The 20660-nt window shown below is 55.5% G+C and carries 18 protein-coding genes; 11 read left to right on the forward strand and 7 right to left on the reverse strand.

What is annotated here, in order from left to right; genetic code table 11:
* Window positions 1-42 precede the first annotated feature (42 nt).
* The 5 genes from V8L71_RS06250 (at window position 43) to V8L71_RS06270 (ending at window position 7586) form a co-directional block, all read left to right on the forward strand.
* Complete coding sequence (locus tag V8L71_RS06250) at window positions 43-1563, forward strand: leucyl aminopeptidase (protein ID WP_336273538.1); 1521 nt, start codon at window positions 43-45, stop codon at window positions 1561-1563.
* A gap of 165 nt (window positions 1564-1728) precedes the next feature.
* Entirely contained in the window at window positions 1729-2850 is a 1122-nt protein-coding gene (locus V8L71_RS06255) for a branched-chain amino acid aminotransferase (RefSeq protein WP_336273539.1), read from the forward strand.
* Between the two features lie 100 nt (window positions 2851-2950).
* A complete protein-coding gene (locus tag V8L71_RS06260) occupies window positions 2951-3382 on the forward strand; it encodes a DNA polymerase III subunit chi (RefSeq protein ID WP_176302554.1) in 432 nt (143 codons plus the stop codon).
* Window positions 3383-3423: 41 nt separating this feature from the next.
* Entirely contained in the window at window positions 3424-4635 is a 1212-nt protein-coding gene (locus V8L71_RS06265; protein WP_336273540.1) for an MFS transporter, read from the forward strand.
* A gap of 104 nt (window positions 4636-4739) precedes the next feature.
* Entirely contained in the window at window positions 4740-7586 is a 2847-nt protein-coding gene (locus V8L71_RS06270) for a valine--tRNA ligase (RefSeq protein WP_336273541.1), read from the forward strand.
* 80 nt (window positions 7587-7666) lie between these two features.
* Here the strand turns inward: V8L71_RS06270 and V8L71_RS06275 are convergent, their stop codons facing one another.
* The 7 genes from V8L71_RS06275 to V8L71_RS06305 all read right to left on the reverse strand — a co-directional run bounded on the left by V8L71_RS06275 (window position 7667) and on the right by V8L71_RS06305 (window position 14272).
* On the reverse strand, window positions 7667-8947 hold the full coding sequence (locus tag V8L71_RS06275) for a TRAP transporter large permease (protein ID WP_336273542.1): 1281 nt from the start codon (window positions 8945-8947) through the stop codon (window positions 7667-7669).
* 1 nt (window position 8948) lies between these two features.
* Complete coding sequence (locus V8L71_RS06280; RefSeq protein WP_336273543.1) at window positions 8949-9443, reverse strand: TRAP transporter small permease; 495 nt, start codon at window positions 9441-9443, stop codon at window positions 8949-8951.
* Window positions 9444-9562: 119 nt separating this feature from the next.
* Window positions 9563-10561 (reverse strand): DctP family TRAP transporter solute-binding subunit, encoded by a 999-nt coding sequence (locus tag V8L71_RS06285; RefSeq protein ID WP_336273544.1) that lies wholly within the window; start codon window positions 10559-10561, stop codon window positions 9563-9565.
* Window positions 10562-10655: 94 nt separating this feature from the next.
* Window positions 10656-11615 (reverse strand): C-terminal binding protein, encoded by a 960-nt coding sequence (locus V8L71_RS06290; RefSeq protein WP_336273545.1) that lies wholly within the window; start codon window positions 11613-11615, stop codon window positions 10656-10658.
* A 13-nt stretch (window positions 11616-11628) separates the two neighbouring features.
* A complete protein-coding gene (locus tag V8L71_RS06295) occupies window positions 11629-12387 on the reverse strand; it encodes an SDR family oxidoreductase (protein ID WP_336273546.1) in 759 nt (252 codons plus the stop codon).
* On the reverse strand, window positions 12384-13454 hold the full coding sequence (locus V8L71_RS06300) for a zinc-dependent alcohol dehydrogenase (RefSeq protein WP_336273547.1): 1071 nt from the start codon (window positions 13452-13454) through the stop codon (window positions 12384-12386). The genes V8L71_RS06295 and V8L71_RS06300 overlap by 4 nt, the downstream gene beginning before the upstream one ends.
* A gap of 47 nt (window positions 13455-13501) precedes the next feature.
* Window positions 13502-14272: an IclR family transcriptional regulator gene (locus tag V8L71_RS06305; RefSeq protein ID WP_336273548.1), complete on the reverse strand. Its 771-nt coding sequence runs from the start codon at window positions 14270-14272 to the stop codon at window positions 13502-13504.
* 378 nt (window positions 14273-14650) lie between these two features.
* Here V8L71_RS06305 and V8L71_RS06310 point away from each other — a divergent pair, with 378 nt between their 5' ends.
* Genes V8L71_RS06310 through V8L71_RS06335 form a run of 6 tightly spaced genes read left to right on the forward strand, consistent with a single transcriptional unit; the run spans window position 14651 to window position 20621 of the window.
* Entirely contained in the window at window positions 14651-15694 is a 1044-nt protein-coding gene (locus V8L71_RS06310) for an aminoglycoside phosphotransferase family protein (protein WP_336273549.1), read from the forward strand.
* A 29-nt stretch (window positions 15695-15723) separates the two neighbouring features.
* Window positions 15724-16968 carry an ABC transporter substrate-binding protein gene (locus tag V8L71_RS06315; protein WP_336273550.1) on the forward strand — a complete coding sequence of 415 codons (1245 nt, stop codon included), beginning with the start codon at window positions 15724-15726 and terminating at the stop codon, window positions 16966-16968.
* 3 nt (window positions 16969-16971) lie between these two features.
* On the forward strand, window positions 16972-18645 hold the full coding sequence (locus V8L71_RS06320) for an ABC transporter permease (protein ID WP_336273551.1): 1674 nt from the start codon (window positions 16972-16974) through the stop codon (window positions 18643-18645).
* A gap of 12 nt (window positions 18646-18657) precedes the next feature.
* Window positions 18658-19296: an ATP-binding cassette domain-containing protein gene (locus tag V8L71_RS06325; RefSeq protein WP_336273552.1), complete on the forward strand. Its 639-nt coding sequence runs from the start codon at window positions 18658-18660 to the stop codon at window positions 19294-19296.
* The gene (locus V8L71_RS06330) at window positions 19283-19996 is read left to right on the forward strand and encodes a TIGR04283 family arsenosugar biosynthesis glycosyltransferase (protein WP_336273553.1); all 714 of its coding nucleotides are present in this window, start codon (window positions 19283-19285) and stop codon (window positions 19994-19996) included. The genes V8L71_RS06325 and V8L71_RS06330 overlap by 14 nt, the downstream gene beginning before the upstream one ends.
* Window positions 19986-20621 (forward strand): TIGR04282 family arsenosugar biosynthesis glycosyltransferase, encoded by a 636-nt coding sequence (locus V8L71_RS06335; RefSeq protein ID WP_336273554.1) that lies wholly within the window; start codon window positions 19986-19988, stop codon window positions 20619-20621. Before V8L71_RS06330 ends, V8L71_RS06335 begins: the two co-directional genes overlap by 11 nt.
* Window positions 20622-20660: the final 39 nt, after the last annotated feature.

The raw sequence follows: 20660 nt of genomic DNA on the forward strand, positions 1-20660 counted from the left end.
CATTATCCCGATTCCCTCGTTGCTTGTCTTGTTGGAGCCGTCATGGAATTTTCCGTTCAGACTGCGAACCCGGCCAAAACCGAAACGGCATGCCTTTTGGTACCGGTTTTCAAAGGTAGCGATCTTCTGCCCACCGTTGCCAAACTGGACGACGCCAGCGAGCGCCTGATTGGCCAATTGCTGGAACGCGGTGACTTTGACGCCGCACTGGGCAATGTGCAATTGGTGCCCTTTGCACCGGGCCTGGGCGCTGAGCGCATCTTGCTAGTGGGCTTGGGTGAGCGCGAAAAATGCCAGGAAGCAGCCTTTATCAAGGCGCTGGATGCGGCCATGGCAGCGTTAGTCAAACTGCCTATCGATGAAGCGAGCGTGGTATTCGGCGATGTGCCACTCGCGGACCGCGACCCGGCCTGGAAAGCGCGCAAGGTGATGGAAGCGGCTGAGCGGGCCATTTATCGCTTTGATCAGTTCAAATCATCGCCCGCACCGGCCCTCAGCCTAGCCAAGCTGACGTTAATGATAAGCGATTCCGACGCGGTTTCGCAGGTTAAGCAGGGCGCCTTAATAGGCAACGCGATTGGTCAGGGCATCAACTACACGCGTACCTTGGGCAACCTGCCTGCTAATATCTGCACGCCTCGCTACTTAGCCGAGCAGGCAGAGCAGCTGGGCCGCGATTCAAAGGGCGCACTTGAGGTCGACATTCTCGATGAAGAAGCGCTGGAAGCCCTGGGTGCAGGCTCGCTGCTTTCTGTAGGGCGCGGCAGTAAGGAACCGACACGCCTGATCGTTATGAAGTACCAAGGCGCCGACAACGTCGATGAAGCCCCACATGTGCTGATCGGCAAAGGCATAACCTTTGATACCGGCGGTATTTCGCTCAAGCCCGGCGAAGGCATGGACGAAATGAAATTCGACATGTGCGGCGCTGCCAGCGTATTCGGCACCGTCAAAGCAGTGTTGGATATCAAGCCGAAGCTCAATCTGGTGTTTATCGTCGCCGCCGCCGAAAACATGCCCGACGGCCGCGCCACCAAGCCCGGCGATATCATCAAAACGCTAAAAGGGCTGACCGTCGAAGTACTCAATACCGACGCCGAAGGCCGTCTGGTACTGTGCGACGCGCTGACCTACGCCGAGCGTTTTACTCCCGCCAGCGTGGTCGATATCGCCACTCTTACCGGCGCAGTAATTGTCGGCCTGGGCCATCACGCTACCGGCCTGCTCTCCAACGACGACGACCTAGCGCTGGATCTGCTGGATGCAGGCGAAGGGGCATGGGATCGCGCCTGGCACCTGCCGCTGTGGGATGAATACCAAGAGCAGTTGGATTCCAACTTTGCCGATCTGGCCAACATTGGCGGCCGCCCCGCAGGTACGATTACCGCCGCGTGCTTTTTATCGCGCTTTGCCGATCATTTCCCCTGGGCACACCTGGATATCGCCGGTACCGCCTGGCATTCAGGCAAGCAAAAAGGCGCCACCGGCCGGCCTGTTGGGCTGTTAACCCAGTACCTGTTGGACCGTGAAACCGATGCCCAAGTAGAAAACAGCGACGGCTAATATCACCACTCGGCACCACGATCCCTCGTTCAACGGTTGCCTTTCAGCGCGGCAACCGTTAAACCTGAACACATGAGCGTGCGCACTGTCCTTGAGCACACGCTGTACTACACACATTGCTTACTTTTGCCCTTCGGGGTCTGGCTCTAGCGGAGACAACACGCCGTGCCCACAGCTTCAGATAACCAGTCAGAATCGCGTTTTGAAATACTGCCGTCCAACCAGCCGACGGCCGATGAGATCCGTGAAAACATCCTTAAAAACCCCGGTTTTGGTCGCTACTTTACCGACCACATGGCCCATATTCGTTGGACTGTGGACGCCGACTGGCACGGCCATCAGGTGCGCCCTTACGGCCCATTGACGCTCGATCCCGCCTCCTCAGTGCTGCATTACGGCCAGGAGATTTTTGAGGGCATCAAAGCCTACCGTCATGCTGACGGCTCGATTTGGACGTTCCGCCCCGAGAAAAACGCCGAGCGCTTCCGCCGCAGCGCCCGCCGCTTGGCGCTGCCAGAACTATCCGATGACGATTTCATTGGCTCGCTGAAAGCGCTACTGGCCCAGGATCAGGCGTGGGTACCCACGCCTGCCAGCGCCTCTGATGAGTGCAGCCTCTACCTGCGTCCGTTCATGATCGCCTCGGAAGCCTTCCTGGGCGTACGTCCGTCACAGGAAGTCGACTACTATGTGATCGCCTCCCCGGCGGCAGCTTATTTCAAAGGCGGCATTGCCCCGGTGTCGATCTGGCTCTCCTCGAACTACAAGCGTGCAGCCGCAGGCGGCACCGGCTTTGCTAAATGTGGCGGTAACTATGCGGCCTCATTAGCCGCGCAGAAAGAGGCCGAAGCTCATCAGTGTGGTCAGGTTGCGTTTCTCGATGCCGCTGAAAACAAGTGGGTGGAAGAGCTGGGCGGCATGAACCTGTTCTTCGTCTTCAAAGACGGCCGTTTGGTGACCCCGCGCCTGACCGACACCATTCTCGAAGGCGTGACGCGCAACTCCGTTCTCACGTTGGCCAAAGATGAAGGTCTAACGCCGGAAGAGCGCGCTATTAGTATTGACGAGTGGCGCGAAGGCGCGGCGTCCGGCGAGATCACCGAAGTGTTTGCCTGCGGTACCGCCGCGGTCATCACTCCGGTCGGTGAACTGGTCACTGAAAACGAGCGTATCAAGCTCACCGCGGGCGGCAACAATGAAATCGCCATGCGCATCCGTACCAAACTGCTCGACCTGCAGTACGGCCGCAGTGAAGATAAGTACGGCTGGCTAACCCAGCTGGTTTAAGCGGGTTTAAAACCAACGCTTCACCGTTCAACGCCGCCGCAACGTTTGCGGCGGCGCTGTTTGTAAGTAGTACATTTATCTGCAATCGCTGGAGCCGCCGATGGCACGTATTGATTTCTATATTCTGCCCGATACGACCTTGGAGGCGCGCTTGCAGTTTGCCTGCAAACTGGCCGAGACCATCTGGCGTAAAGGCTACCGCCTGCATCTGCACTGCGAAGACAGAGCCCTCGCCGAGCAGGCCGATAGCGCGCTGTGGAATTTTCGCCCGGACGCCTATTTACCCCACGCCCTGGAAGATAGCGAAATGGCCGCCAGCGTACCGATCACGCTAGGCTGGCAGCAGCTGCCGGTGCCCACGGAAGAAACCGCCCTGCTTAATTTGCACCCCGATATTCCCGAAGGTGTAGAGCGCTACGCGCGAATCGCCGAGATCATCAATCAGCACCAACAAGTGCTGGTCGCCAAGCGCGCCTGCTGGCAGCGCTATAAAGAAATGGGCCATGAGGTCGTGCCGCATAAGCTCGGTTAACTAATTTATTAACAACAATAACTCAACACACGAGAGCGCCCATGCAGTTTCACACCTTTTTAGCCCGCACTCCCCTGGCCGTTATCGTCATCGCCCAACTGTTCGGCACTTCGCTGTGGTTTAGTGTCAACGGCGTTGGCTTGGCGCTGCAGGAGGCCGTGGGCCTTAGCGAAAGTGATTTGGGCTTGTTGACGATTGCGGTGCAGGCGGGGTTTATTACCGGCACCCTGCTGATTGCCACCACCGGCATTGCCGACCGTGTGCGCGCCAGTCATCTGTTTGCGATTTCTGCCGTGCTCGGCGCTCTGATCAACGCCGCCTTTATCGGCGTTGCAGAGAGCGTCACGCTGGCAGCCGTGGCGCGCTTTGCGACCGGCCTCTGCCTGGCGGGCATCTATCCGCTGGGCATGAAATTGGTGGTGAGCTGGACCCCCAGCCACGCCGGGGCAGCGCTGGGTTGGCTGGTGGGCATGCTGACCTTGGGCATTGCCTCGCCGCACCTGCTACGCGGGTTAACGCTGCACCTGCCCTGGCAGTGGCCGCTGCTGCTGGCCTCATTGTTGGCGCTGGTCGCCGCACTAATGATTTTCAAACTGGGTGTTGGCCCGCACCTCCCGGCCACCGCCAAAAGCGGGCGCCCCTGGGCAGGGCTGGCCGCGTTTAAACAGCCACGTTTTCGCGCCGCAGCGCTAGGTTATTTCGGCCATTGTTGGGAGCTGTATGCGCTGTGGGCGCTGGTGCCGTTTCTGGTCGCTAGGGAATTGGAACGTCTTGGCGCTGCCAACGGCGCCCAGCCATGGCTAAGCTTTGCCGTGATTGCGTTAGGCTTGCCCGGCTGCGTACTCGCGGGCAAATGGAGCCGTCACATTGGCAGCGACCGCGTGGCCTGCGTGGCGTTAGCAACCTCTGGTGCGCTGTGTTTGGTATATCCGCTTTTGGGCAGCGCATCGCCCTGGCTGCTGCTGGCGCTTCTCGGCGTATGGGGCGTTAGCGTGATTGCCGATTCTGCTCAGTTTTCAGCGCTGGCATCGGCCACCGCCCCAGCCGAGCGACTGGGGGCAGCGCTGGCGATGATGAACGCTATCGGCTTCGGACTCACCATTCCTTCGATTGCGCTGGTTACCGCGTTGTGGTCGAGCCAGTCGCTGGCGGTGATCTGGTGGTTATTGCCGGGTCCTATCCTGGGGCTCATCGCCATGCGCGGTTTTTCTTCGCATCAGCACCTTGTAAAGACGGTGCGCGGCAACCGTTAACATTAACAACGCGCGTGAGTAGCACCTGACGCCCCCGGCACTCACGCTGTATACTCTCGCGCTATACAATTTCACATTTTTTGCCAGCCGTGAGCCGACTCTCCATGGAAAAGACCTACCAACCCGAACAGATCGAAACCCGCTGGTACGAGCGCTGGGAGGCCGACAACCGTTTCGCCCCTTCCGGCCAGGGCGAGCCCTTTTCGATCATGATTCCACCGCCCAACGTGACCGGCAGCCTGCACATGGGTCACGCGTTCCAGGACACCATTATGGACACCCTGACGCGCTGGAAGCGGATGCAGGGCAACAACACCCTGTGGCAGGTAGGCACCGACCACGCCGGTATCGCCACGCAGATGCTGGTGGAGCGTAAAATTGCCGCCGAAGAGGGCAAAACCCGCCACGACCTCGGCCGCGATGCGTTTATCGATAAAGTGTGGGAGTGGAAGGAAGAGTCCGGCGGCCACATTACTCGTCAGCTGCGCCGCATGGGCGCCAGCGTCGACTGGAGCCGCGAACGCTTCACCATGGACGACGGCTTCTATAAAGCGGTTCAAGAAGTCTTCGTACGCCTGCATGAAGAGAAGCTGATCTACCGTGGCAAGCGCCTAGTGAACTGGGATCCTACCCTGCACACCGCCATTTCTGATTTGGAAGTGGAAAATAAAGAGCAGCAGGGCAGCTTCTGGCACTTCCGCTACCCGCTAGCGGACGGCGTTAAAACCGCCGACGGTAAGGATTACGTCGTGGTCGCCACCACTCGCCCGGAAACGCTGCTGGGCGATACCGGTGTAGCGGTCAACCCAGAAGATGAACGCTACGCCTCACTGGTCGGCAAATTTATCGAGCTGCCGCTGGTAGGCCGCCGTATTCCGGTCGTTGCTGATGAACATGCCGATATGGAGAAAGGCTCCGGCTGCGTCAAGATCACCCCGGCTCATGACTTTAATGACTATGAAGTCGGCAAGCGTCAGAACCATCTGCTGATCAACGTCTTCTCCAAAGATGCGACGATCCTTGAGCAAGCTGAGATTTTTAATCTTAAAGGCCAGCCCCAGCCCGACGAAGACGCCACGCTGCCCGCCAAGTACGCAGGGCTTGACCGCTTTGAAGCGCGCAAGCAGATCGTTGCCGATATGGATGCCCTTGGCCTGCTGGAGCAAGTCGAAGCCGTTAACAACACCCTGCCCTATGGCGATCGCTCTGGCGATGTCATTGAGCCGTTGCTTACCGACCAGTGGTTTGTGGCGGTGGAAAGCCTCGCCAAGCCCGCTATCGAGGCGGTGGAGAACGGCGACATCCAGTTCGTGCCTAAAAACTACGAAAACATGTACTTTGCCTGGATGCGTGACCTGCAGGATTGGTGTATTTCCCGTCAGCTTTGGTGGGGCCACCGCATTCCCGCCTGGTACGACGCCGAAGGCAATGTGTACGTTGCCCGCAGCGAAGCAGAAGCGCGCGAGAAGCACGCCCTTGAACCCGATGTCGTGCTGACACAGGACGAAGACGTACTCGACACCTGGTTTAGTTCGGGCCTGTGGACGTTTGGTACCTTAGGCTGGCCGGAAAAAACGCCGGAGCTTGAGACCTTTCACCCCTCCAGCGTGCTGGTCACTGGCTTTGACATCATCTTTTTCTGGGTAGCCCGGATGATCATGATGACCCTGAAGTTCACCAAAGAGGTGCCATTTAAGACGGTTTATGTGCACGGCTTGGTACGCGATGGTCTGGGCCAGAAGATGTCCAAATCCAAGGGCAACGTGCTCGATCCTATCGACTTGATCGACGGGATCAGCCTGGAGGCGCTGCTCGAAAAGCGTACCGGCAATATGATGCAGCCGAAACAGGCCAAGGCGATTGCCAAAGCCACTAAGGATGAGTTTAAAGACGGCATTGAAGCCCACGGCACCGATGCGCTGCGCTTTACGTTCCTTTCCCAAGCCACTACCGGGCGCGATATCAAGTTTGATATGAACCGCCTGGACGGTTACCGCAATTTCTGTAACAAGTTGTGGAACGCCTCACGCTACGTGCTGATGAACGCCGAAGGCGAAGATTGCGGTACAGATGGTAGCGACGTAGAGCTCTCCCTGGCCGACCGCTGGATTATCTCGCAGCTGCAGAAAACCGAAGCCCAGGTTACCAAGGCGATGGACGAGTACCGTTTCGACCACGCCTCCCAGGCGTTGTATGATTTCGTCTGGAACGAGTACTGCGACTGGTACCTGGAGCTTTCTAAGCCGGTACTGTGGGACGAAAACGCCACGGCAGAAGCAAAAAGAGGAACGCGTCGCACGCTGGTCCGCGTACTCGAAGCCATACTGCGCCTTGCTCACCCGATGATGCCCTATATCAGCGAAGAGATTTGGCAACGCGTTTCGCCTTTGGCCGGCGTGTACATGGGTGAAAATGCCTCGATCATGCTGCAAGCGTGGCCAGAAGCTGACGAGAGCAAAATCGACGATCAGGCCAGCCTGGATATCGAGTGGCTGAAAGGCGTCATCATCGCTGTGCGTAACATCCGCGCCGAGATGAACATCGCTCCCGGCAAACCGCTTGACGTGCTACTCACCAAAGGCAAGCCCGAAGACGCCGAGCGCCTGGAGAGCAATCGTCGCTTCCTGTCCAAACTCGCCAAGTTGGAAAGCGTTACCTGGCTTGAAAACGCGGACGACGCCCCTCTCTCAGCCACACAGTTGGTGGGTGATATGGAAGTACTGGTGCCGATGGCGGATCTGATCGATAAAGACGCTGAAATCGCCCGCCTTAGTAAAGAGATCGAGAAGCAGGACAAGCTGATCGGCGGCATCGAGAAGAAGCTTGGCAACGATGGCTTTATCGCCAAAGCCCCAGTAGCAGTGGTAGATAAAGAGCGCGGCAAGCTGGCTGAATTCCAGGCATCAAAAAAACTGCTCCAAGAGCAGCAGGCCAAGATTTCAGCGCTATAAGGCAAGAAGTGACAATAGTGAAGACAAAAACGGCACCGATAAGGTGCCGTTTTGCTATGAACAACGCGAGGCCGTTAATGCTAACCAAATAGCGTTAACAGCACGGTTGACAGAGCAGGGACATAGGTGATTATAAGCAAGCACATAATCATCGCAATTACGAACGGTACGATGCCACGAATGACAGTTCCCAGTGACGTATTACCTATTCGAGCAGCCACGAAAAGATTAATTCCCAACGGCGGCGTAATAAAGCCAATTGCCAAGTTGACCACCATAATAATACCGAAATGCACGGGGTCGATGCCCATTTGTATAGCAACCGGGAAAAGAATAGGCGATAACACCAAAATTGCCGGGGTTGTATCCATAACGCAACCGACAAGCAGCAGAAGCAGAAGAATAACGAGCATTAGGATCATAGGGCTCACAGGGAGTTGCAACATGGCATCAGCAATCATCGCCGGAATCTGTTCAATAGTCAGAATACGTGCAAACGTTGAAGCACAGCCAAGGATCACCATTACAGTCCCGGTGGTAGCACATGAACCGGCAATGGTCTTAAAAATATCGCGGGGGGATAATTCGCGATGGATAATAACGCCACAGATAAACGCATATACTGCCGCAACGGCAGCCGCTTCTGTAGGCGTAAAGACACCCGCGTAGATACCACCGAGAATAATCACCGGGTTCAGCAACGCCCACTTAGCGTCCCAAATCAGAGATAGCGTTTTGCGAGCATCAAACTTCTCCCCATTGCCTTTCCACCCCATTTTTTTTGAGTAAAAATAGGCATATAAAATAAGCACTGCGCCAATCAACAGGCCTGGCAAAATACCGCCAAGAAAAAGGTTGGAAATCGAGGTGCCGGTAGAAACACCGTAGAGCACCATCGGAATTGAAGGCGGTATAATTACGCCAATACTGCCTGCAGCCGCAACCAACGCCAATACGAATGACTTAGAATACCCAGCCTTAAGCATGGTCGGAATAACCATGGAGCCAACGGCGGCAACTGTTGCTGGCCCAGAGCCTGAGACAGCCGCAAAGAACATGCAGACGATGACCGTCACGATGGCCAAGCCGCCCGTGAAGCGACCAAAAAAGGCAGACGCTACATCAAGAATGCGCCGTGAAACACCTCCTGCCCCCATTAAATCGCCAGCAAGAATAAACAAAGGAATCGCCATGATAGGGAAGCTATCAGTGGCCGATACCAATGTTTGCGCCACATAAAGATCCGATAACGTACCAAACGTTAGTATCGTTACAACACAAGAAAGGCCTATAGCAATCCCGACAGGTACATTCAGGATCAAGAGAATGACTAAGCTGGCGAAGAGAACTGTAGCAGTCATATTAAATATCCTCTTCTAGCCCAGCATTTGGGTGTTTTAATCGCCAAGTAATAGCCTGCAACTGTCGCATTGCCGTGAGAGCAAAGCCGACAAATGGCGCCGCGTAGACTATCCACATAGGCACACCGATTGCAGGCGATGTTTGCCCCAACATTAATTGGCGCTCAATAACCGACCAGGATGTCCAAACCACATAAAGAGCAAAGAATAAAAATAGAATATCACCCAGTATCACGACCCCAGGCCTCATGCCACTAGGAAACAGCTTTAAGGCCGCGTCAATTTTGATATGTCGCATCTGCCGTGCACCAAAGCTGATACCTAGGTAAATCAACCAGATAAACAGGTAACGAGCGAGCTCTTCCGACCAAGATAGAGAAGCCCCCATGACATAACGCATAAATACTTGTACAGCTAGGATCAGCGTCATTGCCGATAAGAGCGCCACACAGATCGAGATCTCTGCGTACTCATCAAGCCACTTCAGAACTTTCATCCGCTTACCTTCCCTTCTTAGCAGCGAGCATTTTCATTAGTACCTACATACCTAGACGCGCCTGCTCAAGTTGAGCAGGCGCGTCCGGATATATCATCGAGATCAATGCATCGCTTAAATTATTTATCTAGCAACTGATCTAAGTATTCTGGATTGTTCATTTTCGATTTCACAAGCTCATAGATCTCGGCATCGATAACCGCTTGTTGCCAAGGTTGCTTCTGTTCTTGAGTCAAGGTGGTGACAGTAATGCCCTGCTCGTCGAAATTAGCCAGAATATCGGTTTCTAGTTCCTGTGAGCGCTCACGTTGGAAGGCAGTCGCTTCTTTCATCGCGTCTTGTAGCGCTTGTTGCTCATCTGAATCTAAAGCGTTGTATCGTTCGAGATTCATAAACACGATGTAAGGCGTATAAACATGCTGTGTCAGCGTTACGTGATCCTGGACCTCTTGAAAGCGATTGCTGTCAATAATACCCAGTGGGTTTTCTTGGGCGTCTACCGTACCTTGCTGCAGTGCTGTGAACAGTTCAGTAAAGGCCATTGGCGTTGGATTAGCGCCAAAGGCTCTCCATGCAGCTAAATGGACTTCATTTTCCATTGTGCGTACTTTCAAACCTTCCACGTCCGTCGGTTCGACAACGTCTGTTCCATTAACGGTAAAGTTACGGAAGCCATTTTCCCAGAACGCCAGCCCTTTCAGCCCTTTACTTTCAAGCGACTCAAGAATGTTCTGGCCGACCTCACCGTCCAGAGCGTCGTAAGTCTGCTCTGACGTCAGAAACAAAAAAGGCGAATCAAACAAGTAGAGATCTGGAAACAGGCTTGCCAATGGACTGGTCGAAGAGATACCGATATCAATATCACCGAAAATTGTGCTTTCAGTGATCACGCGGTCATCACCTAGCTGGTTGTCCGGGAATAGATTAACTTCTAATTCGCCATCCGTTGCTGTTTCAAGCAGACGTTGGAACTCGACGCCGGCCTCTTTTGCTGATGTTGATGTAACGTTGGCCATGCGCAATGTTTCCGCCTGAGAGACAGCCGGAACAAGGGCGATAGCGGCAGTGACCACGGCCACCTTAAGAAGTGAAAGCGGGGGCATTGAGAGTTTAAGCATGCGTTAATCCTTGTGGGTATTGTTGGTTATTTGAGGGCAATTCGCCCGGCTACTGCGCTTTAAACGCCAAATGTAGAATCTAATAAGCGCTTGTTTATGCAGGTGTGTTAACAGGCCAGTTAATGGGCTCACCCCGCGCAAAACGCACGGCTTCTTGGGCTACTTTGCGTTTTAACTCCTCTGCCGCATCTTCTGAATACCACGCCATGTGCGGGGTAATCAGGCAGCTTGGCTTATCCCATAGCGGACTATCTTTGGGTAAAGGTTCCTGCTCGGTGGTGTCTAACGCGGCCCCGGCTAAATGCTGGGACGCCAGAGCTTCCGCCAACGCATTTTCATCAATGATGCCACCGCGGGAAGTATTGATCAGGTAGGCACCCTGCTTAAAATTGTTTAACGCAGCGCTGTCGATCAGGTGGTGGGTCTCATCGGTTAACGGACAAAACACCGCCACTACGTCGGCCTGCGGGTAGAGCTCATCAAGTGAAACGGCCCTAATAAAGTCGGTGCCATCGTCTTTATTGGGCGTGTAAAAGCGATCATAGCCAATCACGTTGAAACCCAACGCATGCATCTTGGTCGCATATAAGCGGCCAATGCGCCCCAGGCCGATCAACCCAACCGTCAGGGTGGTTTGCCGGCGAATAGGGATGGCTTCAGCATATTCCCAGCGCCCGGCATGGGATGCTGCGTTCATGGGCACGATTCGGCGTAAGAGTGCCAATGTCAGCGCAATGGCGTGGTCAGACACTTCGTGCATGCCATAATCAGGCACGTTGCATACCTGTACCCCTGCCTCGCTGGCAGCTGCCAAGTCAACATTATTGACGCCGACACCATAGCGGATAATCTGCTTTAGACGCGGCAGTGCCTGAAAGACACGGCGCGTAAAGGGGGCGTACTGATTGAGTACGATATCAGCATCAGCGACGTGCGCGATGAGGTCATCTTCACTGCGGCACGCAAGCAACGGCACATCAAACCCCGCCTCACGAAAAATGGCCGCCTCAACATCGTGATTAGCGTGATCCAAATCAGAAAATACAATGTTCATTTATAACAACCCTTTAACGACCTAAATATCCGCCGTCCACTGGCAAAATAGCGCCATGGACGTAATTTGAAGCATCAGAGGCCAGGAAAAGTAATGGCCCCTTCATATCGTCTTCTGTGCCCCAGCGCTGAGCTGGGATTCGAGCGGTAATTTCAGCGTTGCGTTTTTCGTCAGCAAGCAATGCCGTGTTCATGTCTGTGGCCATATAGCCTGGAGCAATCGCATTGACGTTAATGCCTTTAGCAGCCCATTCATTCGACAGTGCTTTGGTTAACTGCATCACCCCGCCCTTGCTGGCCGCGTATGCAGGGACGGTATAACCGCCGAAGAACGATAATAGCGAGGCAATGTTAATAATTTTCCCATGACCTTGCTGGAGCATCACTCGGCCCGCTAGCTGTGAAAGTTCAAACACAGCCGTGAGATTTACTGACAGCACTTCTTCAAATTCGCTGACAGGGAAATCTTCCGACTGATGACGCTTCTGGACCCCCGCAGCATTGACGAGAATATCCAGCTGCCCACCCAACATGTGAAGCGCTTTAGCAAACCCTGTGCTGCGGGCATCAGTATCGGACAGGTCAATCGCTAGCCCTTGGCACTGTTGGCCCTGTGCAGTAAGTTCAGCCGCCACTGTCACCGCACTTTCTGAGGCACCGACAATCAGCACCTCTGCACCAGCATCAAGCAGCGCCTCAGCCATGCCGCGGCCTAAGCCGCGCGTACCGCCAGTCACAATCGCTTTACGGCCGGTCAAATCAAATAAGCTCATCGTTGGCAATCCACCAGTATTTTGACAGTATTTTGTGAAGGATCCGCGATCATGTCGAAAACCTTGGCTGAGTCTGAAAGCGGCACTGTCTGCGTAATAACGTGCTCTAACTCATGCGCTAATACTTCGGCCAATGCCACCGCGCTACCGAACTCGCTCTTGGTGTAGACGCGCGAACCGACCAGCGTTAACTCTTTAAAATTCACATCAATCAGTTGAACGGCATGGGCATTTTTATGAGTAGCCGTTAGGCAAATGGTGCCACCGACACGGACAACTTGGGTCATTTCTAAGGCAGCACTCTCAACGCCAGAACACTCAAACACCGTGTCTGCACCATCGTTGTGAGTGGCCTCATACACACGCTCGATAAGGCTTTCGCTGCGTACATCGACGGTGTCGAAGCCAAGATGACGGCATAGGTCTAGACGCCCCTGATCAACATCTGAAATGAGAATTTTTGAGGCACCCGCATGGCGAAGAGCGATAGCCGTCAATAACCCAATCGGCCCCGCCCCCATTACCACAGCGTTTTGACCAAGCTCAAAACGCGCCTGGTGCAGTGCGCGCACCACCACGGCAAGGGGTTCAACAAGTGCTGCTATCCTGTCGCTTAAGGTGTCGGGCACTTTGAAGAGCACGCTTTCATCAATCCACACATGGTCTGTAAGGCCACCATCCTGATCAATCCCAATCAGTCGCAGATTGGCGCACACATGCGGCGTGCCATTGCGGCAGGCATAACACTCGCCACACGAGATCAACGGGTAAGCCACGACTCGGTCACCCGGCTGAAAGCGTGAATGATCACTGCACTGATCAACTCGGCCAACGAACTCGTGTCCCAGTATTAAGGGTGCCTTCGCCCTGGGGTGTTTGCCGGAAAAGATACCGATGTCAGTGCCACAGATACCGCAGAAAGCCATGCGAACCTTTATGGACCCTTGGCGGGGCTCAGGAACGGGCACGTCACGTACCTCGACATTTTTGGGGCCGGTATATACCAGTGCATCCACTTTCTCTTCTCCTAGCCTAACAATTCGTTGCGTCAGGGCTGACGTATTCATCACATCGCCCACCGGGGTATAAACCAAAGTTTTTTAAGCCATTACGCTTATGGCCCATTGAGCGCCTGAGAGATCGCGTCCGCAGTTGCCTTGATGTCGGGGCCTAGCGCTTTCATACGCTCTTCAGGCATAAAACTGATCACGCTGGTTACGCTAATGGCAGCCATGCCCCCCGAAGGAGCGCAGATAGGTGCCGCCACGCAGCGGATGCCATATTCATTTTCTTCCCAATCATAGGTCCACCCGCGCTTACCCGATGCGCGCAAGTCTTCAGCTACCTCGGCGTAGGAACGTAAAGAAGGGCGCTCACCATCATTCGCTTGAACCTCTTGCGCCGCCGAATAGAAAAAAGGCCATTGGGATTCATCTAGCTTGGACACTATAGCCTTGCCCATTCCCGTCACTAATGCAGGCATGCGCACGCCAATGCGGGAGCGCATCTCAGCGCCGCGCATTCCGGAAAGCTTGTCGAGGTACACCACTTCTTTTCCATCGCAAATTCCAAAATGCACGGTATCCCGGGTTATCTCAGCCAAGGACTCAAGATAAGGGCGTGCGATATCGACCAGCGGCACTTGTTCTGAGGCAAGCTGGCCCAGCTCAATCAGTCGAGCACCTAGGAAATAGCCACGATACGGAACTTGGTAGAGATAACCTTCCGACACTAGGCTTGCGAGCGTGCGCGTCACCGTACTACGCGGAACGTCTAATGCGTCCGTCAGTTCCTTCGTGGTTGTTAAACCTTGCCCAACACACTGGAGCAACTCTAACCCACGCAGTAACGTCTGGGTGCCAACCGGCTTTGCTTTAGTTTTCACAACTCGATTGCTCATGGCGCTCTAAATATTTTCAACATTAGAAACTAGCAGCCTAATAAGTCAAATAGAATACTTACTGCTCACATAGTGGCACACCTAAATTAAATTTACCGGAAACACTGATACATTGTTTTAACGCTATACATGATTGATTCTAAAATAAAAAAAATTCACCACCCCACGCTTTCAGCAATAAATCTGGGTACTGAACCTAAAAACACTACGACTAATGTTGCAAATCAACTGCTCTTCTTTTTGAGCTCTAGCGTACGGTCCAACGCCAGACCGTTAGCACCGATTGGCCGTTATCAATGTAAGGTGGGTGCAACCAAGGCCACTAAGTGGCATCGCTCATTTAGAAACGACACGGATAGCTCTATGCCAACCCCTATTGAGGCGCGATTAAAGTCGCTGGCGACCGAACTTAAGCGAGCAGGAATAACCTACCGTGAGCTCTCGCCAATGGCGGATACGGGGCTTGCCCACGACCATGTATGGCTTCATCGCAGCAATGGCGATGACTGGGTGGCGCGGCTGCCTAAGCAGAGCCAGATGAACCTGCCGGCTGAAGAGAATATTGCCTATCAGACCGCCTGTTACCAACGCTCTAGTCCTGGCGGGCACACGCCAGCACTTTATGACACCCTGCCGCCGAGCGAGGCATTACCCCGTGGCGGGCTGCTGGTCGAAGCTATCCGTGGCCGCTTGGCCAAATTGCCAGAAGACCTGCCTGCCATTGCTGATGCCCTAGCCAGCTTACATAGCCAGCCGCTGCTCAGCGAAGCCGCACGGGCACCGCTGCTTGCGCCTAAAGACCCGTGGCAAGCGATGGTAGATGAAGTGCGCCAGCAGGCTAACTGGTTGGGCGATGCGCAACTGTCGAGCAAAGTCACTCAACGCATTAAACAGGAGCTGGATTTACTTCCCCCTCGCCTAAGCGGTGCCACTCCGACATTGATTAGCTTTGACACACACCCTGGCAACTTCTTAATCCGCGACGATGGCCGCGCGGTGTTGGTGGATTTAGAGAAGTGTCGCTACGGCCTGCCGGGTATCGATCTTGCTCACACCAGCCTTTACACCTCGACTACTTGGGACCTCAACAGCCAAGCCGAGCTATCGCTAAGTGACGTGATTCATTTTTACCGCCGCTGGCAAGCCGCCATGGACGAGTCTCCAGATACCGACACCCTGGTCGCCTGCCGCCGGGCCACCTGGCTTTGGTCGCTGACGTGGTGTGCCAAATGGCGCGCCCAGCACTTAAACGCCAAGGATGCCCAGCAGCGCGGAGAAGATTGGTCGGCAGAACTCACCGACCCCGCAGTAATTGACCATGTGCGCGACCGCGTGGAGCACTACCTCTCGCTGCCGATTATCGACCACGTGCATAGCGAGCTTCAGTGCTTGCAAGCCTCCCTATAACGTTTTTCTTTACTGATATGAGGTGTGCGATGCCAATTAACCGTAACTCTCTGCGTATGGCGTTTTCAACAACGCTAGCCACCACCATTTCCACAGCGATGCTAATCCTCACGCTGCCTGCCCTAGCCAACTCTGAGCCTAGTGATTGGCAAAGCGTGGTAGCAGACGCCGAAGGCCAAACCGTTTACTGGAATGCCTGGGGTGGCGATACGCGCACCAATCGTTATATCGACTGGGTGGCGGAGCAGATGCAGGCACAGTTCGGCATCGAGGTTGAGCACGTAAAACTGGACGACACCGGCAGCGCCGTGGCGCGGGTGCTGGCGGAAAAACAGGCGGGCAACGACGACGATGGCAGCATTGATCTGATCTGGATCAACGGTGAAAACTTTGCCGCGATGCGCGAAAGCGACCTGTTGTTTGGCCCCTTCGCCGAGGCATTACCCAACTTCACCCTCACCAACGCGACCGAAAACCCGGAGGTGGTCACCGACTTTACGCTACCCACAGAAGGCTATGAGTCGCCATGGGGTAAAGCGCAGATCACCTTCTATTACGACAGCGCTCAAACCGAAACACCGCCCCAGGATATACAGTCGCTGCTCACCTGGGCCGAAGCAAATCCCGGCCAATTCAGCTATCCCCGCATTCCCGATTTCACCGGCAGCACCTTCCTGAAGCAGGCGCTGATTGAACTGACCGATCAGGATGAGGCGCTTTATCAGCCGGTGTCAGAGAGCGATTTCGATGCCGTAACAGCGCCGCTATGGGCGTACTTGGATGCGCTGCACCCGCACCTGTGGCGCAGCGGGCAAACCTTTCCCGACTCAGGCCCCCACTTGCGTACGCTGATGAGCGATGGCGAGTTGAGCTTGGCGTTTTCGTTCTACCCTACCGATGCCGCGGTGGCCGTCATGGAGTATGAACTACCGGAAAGCGTGCGCAGCTACGTGCTGGCTGGCGGCACGCTGGGTAATGTCCACTTTGTGGCCATTCCCTACAACTCGCCCCATAAAGCCGGTGCCATGGTGCTCGCCGACTTTCTACTTTCACCGCAAGCCCAGGCCGAAAAACAGTCGCTGGCAATGTGGGGAGACCGCAGCGTTTTGGATATCGATCAGTTAGAAGCGGCTGACCAGGCCCTGTTTGAACAGGGTGACCGGCACCCTTCTGAGCTAGCGGCGGATGCGCTATCAAACACGCTACCCGAGCCGCACCCCAGTTGGATGACCGCCTTGCAAGACGCATGGCTTGAGCGTTACGGTGTTAACTAGACCATGCTGCGACTGGCCCCGGCACTCATCATTGCCCTGCTCGTACTGCCGGTAGGCGCAGGGTTGCTGATGGTTCTGCTGCCAGCATTTGGCTACCTGCCAGCGCTGGGCGGTTATAGCGTTAGTTTAGCCCCCTGGCAGATGCTGTTCGCCCAGCCAGGGCTAGAGCGATCAGTAGCCATCAGCTTTGCCAGCGGGTTAGTGAGCACCGCCCTCGCGCTAATGATGGTAGTGCTGTTTTTAGCGGCCAGTCGAGGCACTTGGTTAGATCGTAGTATTCGGCGGCTGGTCTCACCGCTGCTCGCCATTCCTCATGCCGCTATTGCCTTTGGATTTGCCTTTTTGATTGCCCCTTCAGGCCTTGTGGCGCGGCTGATATCGCCCTCACTAACGGGGTGGGAGCGTCCGCCGGATGCGTTGATCGTCAATGATCCGTTGGGGCTCTCCCTGATGGCCGGACTGGTATTGAAAGAGGCGCCATTTCTTCTATTAATGAGTCTTGCAGCGCTGCCGCAGCTAGCGCCTGAGAAGCGCTTAATGCTAGCGCGGTCGCTGGGTTACTCACCGACAATAGCTTGGCTAAAAACCGTACTGCCCTCTCTTTATCCGCTGATTCGCCTGCCGGTGTATGCGGTGATCGCCTATGCCACATCGGTCGTCGATATGGCGCTGATTCTGGGCCCAACGCTTCCCCCCACGCTCAGCGTGTCGATTCTTGGCTGGTTTAACGACCCCGATATTAGCCACCGGTTTATGGCTTCGGCGGCGGCGGTGCTGCAACTTGGCATTACGCTCGCCGCGCTGCTCTGCTGGTGGCTGCTGGAACAACTTATCCGCACACTAACGCGTGGCTGGTTGACCAACGGCAGTCGCCAGCGGGGTGAAATTATCCTGCGAAGAATAGGTCGCTCGGCACTACTGATCTCCAGCGGTACGGCACTGGCTGCCCTCATCGGCTTGGGGCTATTCTCTGTGGCTGGCTTTTGGCGGTTTCCTGAAGTGCTGCCGCAGATGCTGACACTCGATCATTGGCAGCGCAGTGGCTCAATGCTGGCGTCCCCGCTGCTCAATACAGCGCTGATTGGGCTTATTTCCACGACGCTGGCCACTGCGCTGGTACTCGCCACCCTAGAGAACGAGCACCGCCAGCACCTTCAGCCCAAACGGGCTCTGTGGCTGCTCTACTTACCGCTGCTGGTGCCGCAAATCGCCTTTCTTTTTGGGCTGATTGTCGCGGCTGAAAGCGTGGGCATTCGTCCTCAGCTAGGCCTCGTTATCGCGGGCCACTTACTGTTTGTACTACCTTATGTCTATCTTTCGTTAGCCGAGGCGTACCGCCAACTAGATCCTCGCTGGCTGCAGGTAGCACGCTCATTGGGCGTGTCACGCAGCGCTGCATTTTGGCGCGTACGCCTGCCGCTACTATTAGCACCGCTGTTAACGGCCTTTGCCGTGGGTTTAGCGGTCAGTATCGGCCAGTACTTGCCCACTCAACTACTCGGGGCCGGGCGTGTCACAACGGTAACGACGGAGGCTGTTGCGCTTGCTGCGGGCAGCAACCGACGCTTAATCGGCGTGTGGGCGCTCGTACAAGCGGGTTTGCCATTAATTGGCTTTATGCTTGCCCTAACGCTACCCCGTTTGTTGGGCGCGCAGCGCCGTGAACACGCTAGCTAAGAGAGAGTCACCGTGACCGTTTTATCAACCGCGCCACTGCGCCTGGAACAGATAAAAATAGCCCTGGCTGGCCGCGAGCTATTGGCGGTAGACGCCACGATTGCCCCTGGCGAAGTGCTGACGGTAATGGGCCCTTCCGGGTCGGGAAAATCGACCCTACTGGCGTATATTGCCGGTTTTCTTGAACGCGATTTTAGCGCCAGTGGCGACGTATGGCTGGGCGAACATCAGTTACTGGATCTACCTGCAGAGAAGCGTGGCATAGGGCTACTGTTTCAAGACCCGCTGCTGTTTCCGCACCTTAGCGTCGGCGGCAACTTGCGTTTTGGGCTACCTCGCCATAGCCGTGATCAGCGCCAGCAGGTCACCCACGCGCTTGAACAGATTGGGCTGGCAGGCTTTGAAGAGCGCGACCCGGCCACCCTTTCCGGCGGCCAAAAAGCGCGGGTGGCGTTAATGCGCCTGCTGCTTTCAAAGCCCCGAGCAGTGTTGCTAGACGAGCCTTTTTCCAAGCTGGACACAGCGCTGCGCCAAGAGATGCGATCGCTGGTGTTTAGCCAGCTGCGGGAAGCTGGCCTGCCAGCGCTACTGGTCACCCATGACCACGCAGATGCCAACGCAGCGGGAGGACCTGTAATTGCGCTCGGCTGAAAAACCTCCGCGTCTTAGCATCGTGGTCCCCGTGCTTAATGAAGCGCTAACACTGGCTCAGCATTTAACAGCGCTGCAGTCGCTGCGTACTCATGGAGTAGAAGTGGTGGTGGTCGATGGCGAAAGCTGTGACGACAGCGTTCGCGTTGCCAAATCGCTGGCTGACCGTGTGCTCAGCAGCCCTCCAGGGCGAGGCGTACAAATGAACTTAGGGGCGCAACACGCTAGCGCTTCAACGTTGCTGTTTCTGCATGCAGATACTCAGTTGCCTGTGGGCGCCGTTGAGCAGATTATCCATGCTTTGAAGCCCTATGCCATGAAGCCCCATGCCTGGGGGCGCTTTGATATTCAACTCTCAGGCCGAAGCGGCTGGCTCCCGGTCATCAGCTGGATGATGAACCAGCGCTCGCGGCTTACTGGCATTGCGACCGGCGATCAGGGCATCTTTGTATGCGCCAGCGCATTCAAGGCCATAGGTGGCTTTCCTGAGCAGCCACTGATGGAAGATATCGAACTCGCTAAACGGCTCAAACGGGTGTCTCGACCCGCCTGTTTAAAGGCGAAAGTGGTAAGCTCAGGCAGGCGCTGGGATCACTACGGCGCTTGGAAAACGATCCGCCTGATGTGGCGGCTGCGCTATCGCTACTGGCGCGGCGTTAGCGCAACCCAACTCGTTAAGGAGTATCGTGATGCCCGCTGAAACGCCGGTAAAGAGCAGGCTGCTGCCCCACCTCCATCTACTGGCGAAGGCGCCTCTGGCAGGCCAGGCCAAAACGCGCCTAGCCCCACTGCTGGGCAGTGAGGGCGCCGCTGAGGCCCATGCCGAACTGCTGCGCCACTGCGTCACGACTGCGTGCAAAGCACTACCCACAGAACAAGTCACGCTTTGGACGGCGCTTGATCACGCACACCCGCTGTTTATCGAGCTTCGTGAGCAGTTTGGCTTTATCTTAAACGCCCAGCCGGATGGCGACTTAGGAGCACGCGTTCGCTACGCCCTCAAGAGTACACCGGGGCCAGCCATGTTGATGGGCAGTGATTGCCCCAGTATTACCAGTGCGCTGATTTCTACCTGTGCACAACAATTAACCCGCTACAACGTGGTCATTTTACCCGCTGAAGACGGCGGCTACGGCTTTATTGGCACCCAGCAAGACTACCCAACACTCTTTGAAGACATTCCCTGGGGCACCCAAGGCGTACTTACAACCACGCGGCAGCGCATTGAGGCGTTGGGGCTCAACGCGGCTTACCCAGCGACTATTTGGGATGTGGATCGACCCGAGGATTGGCAACGCTGGAAAGCGTTAACGATTCCCGTGTAAGGAAACTGGCTCTCTTACCACTCAGTTAGCACCACTCAC

It is taken from the genome of Vreelandella indica (assembly GCF_037070225.1).
GTDB lineage: Bacteria > Pseudomonadota > Gammaproteobacteria > Pseudomonadales > Halomonadaceae > Vreelandella > Vreelandella arctica.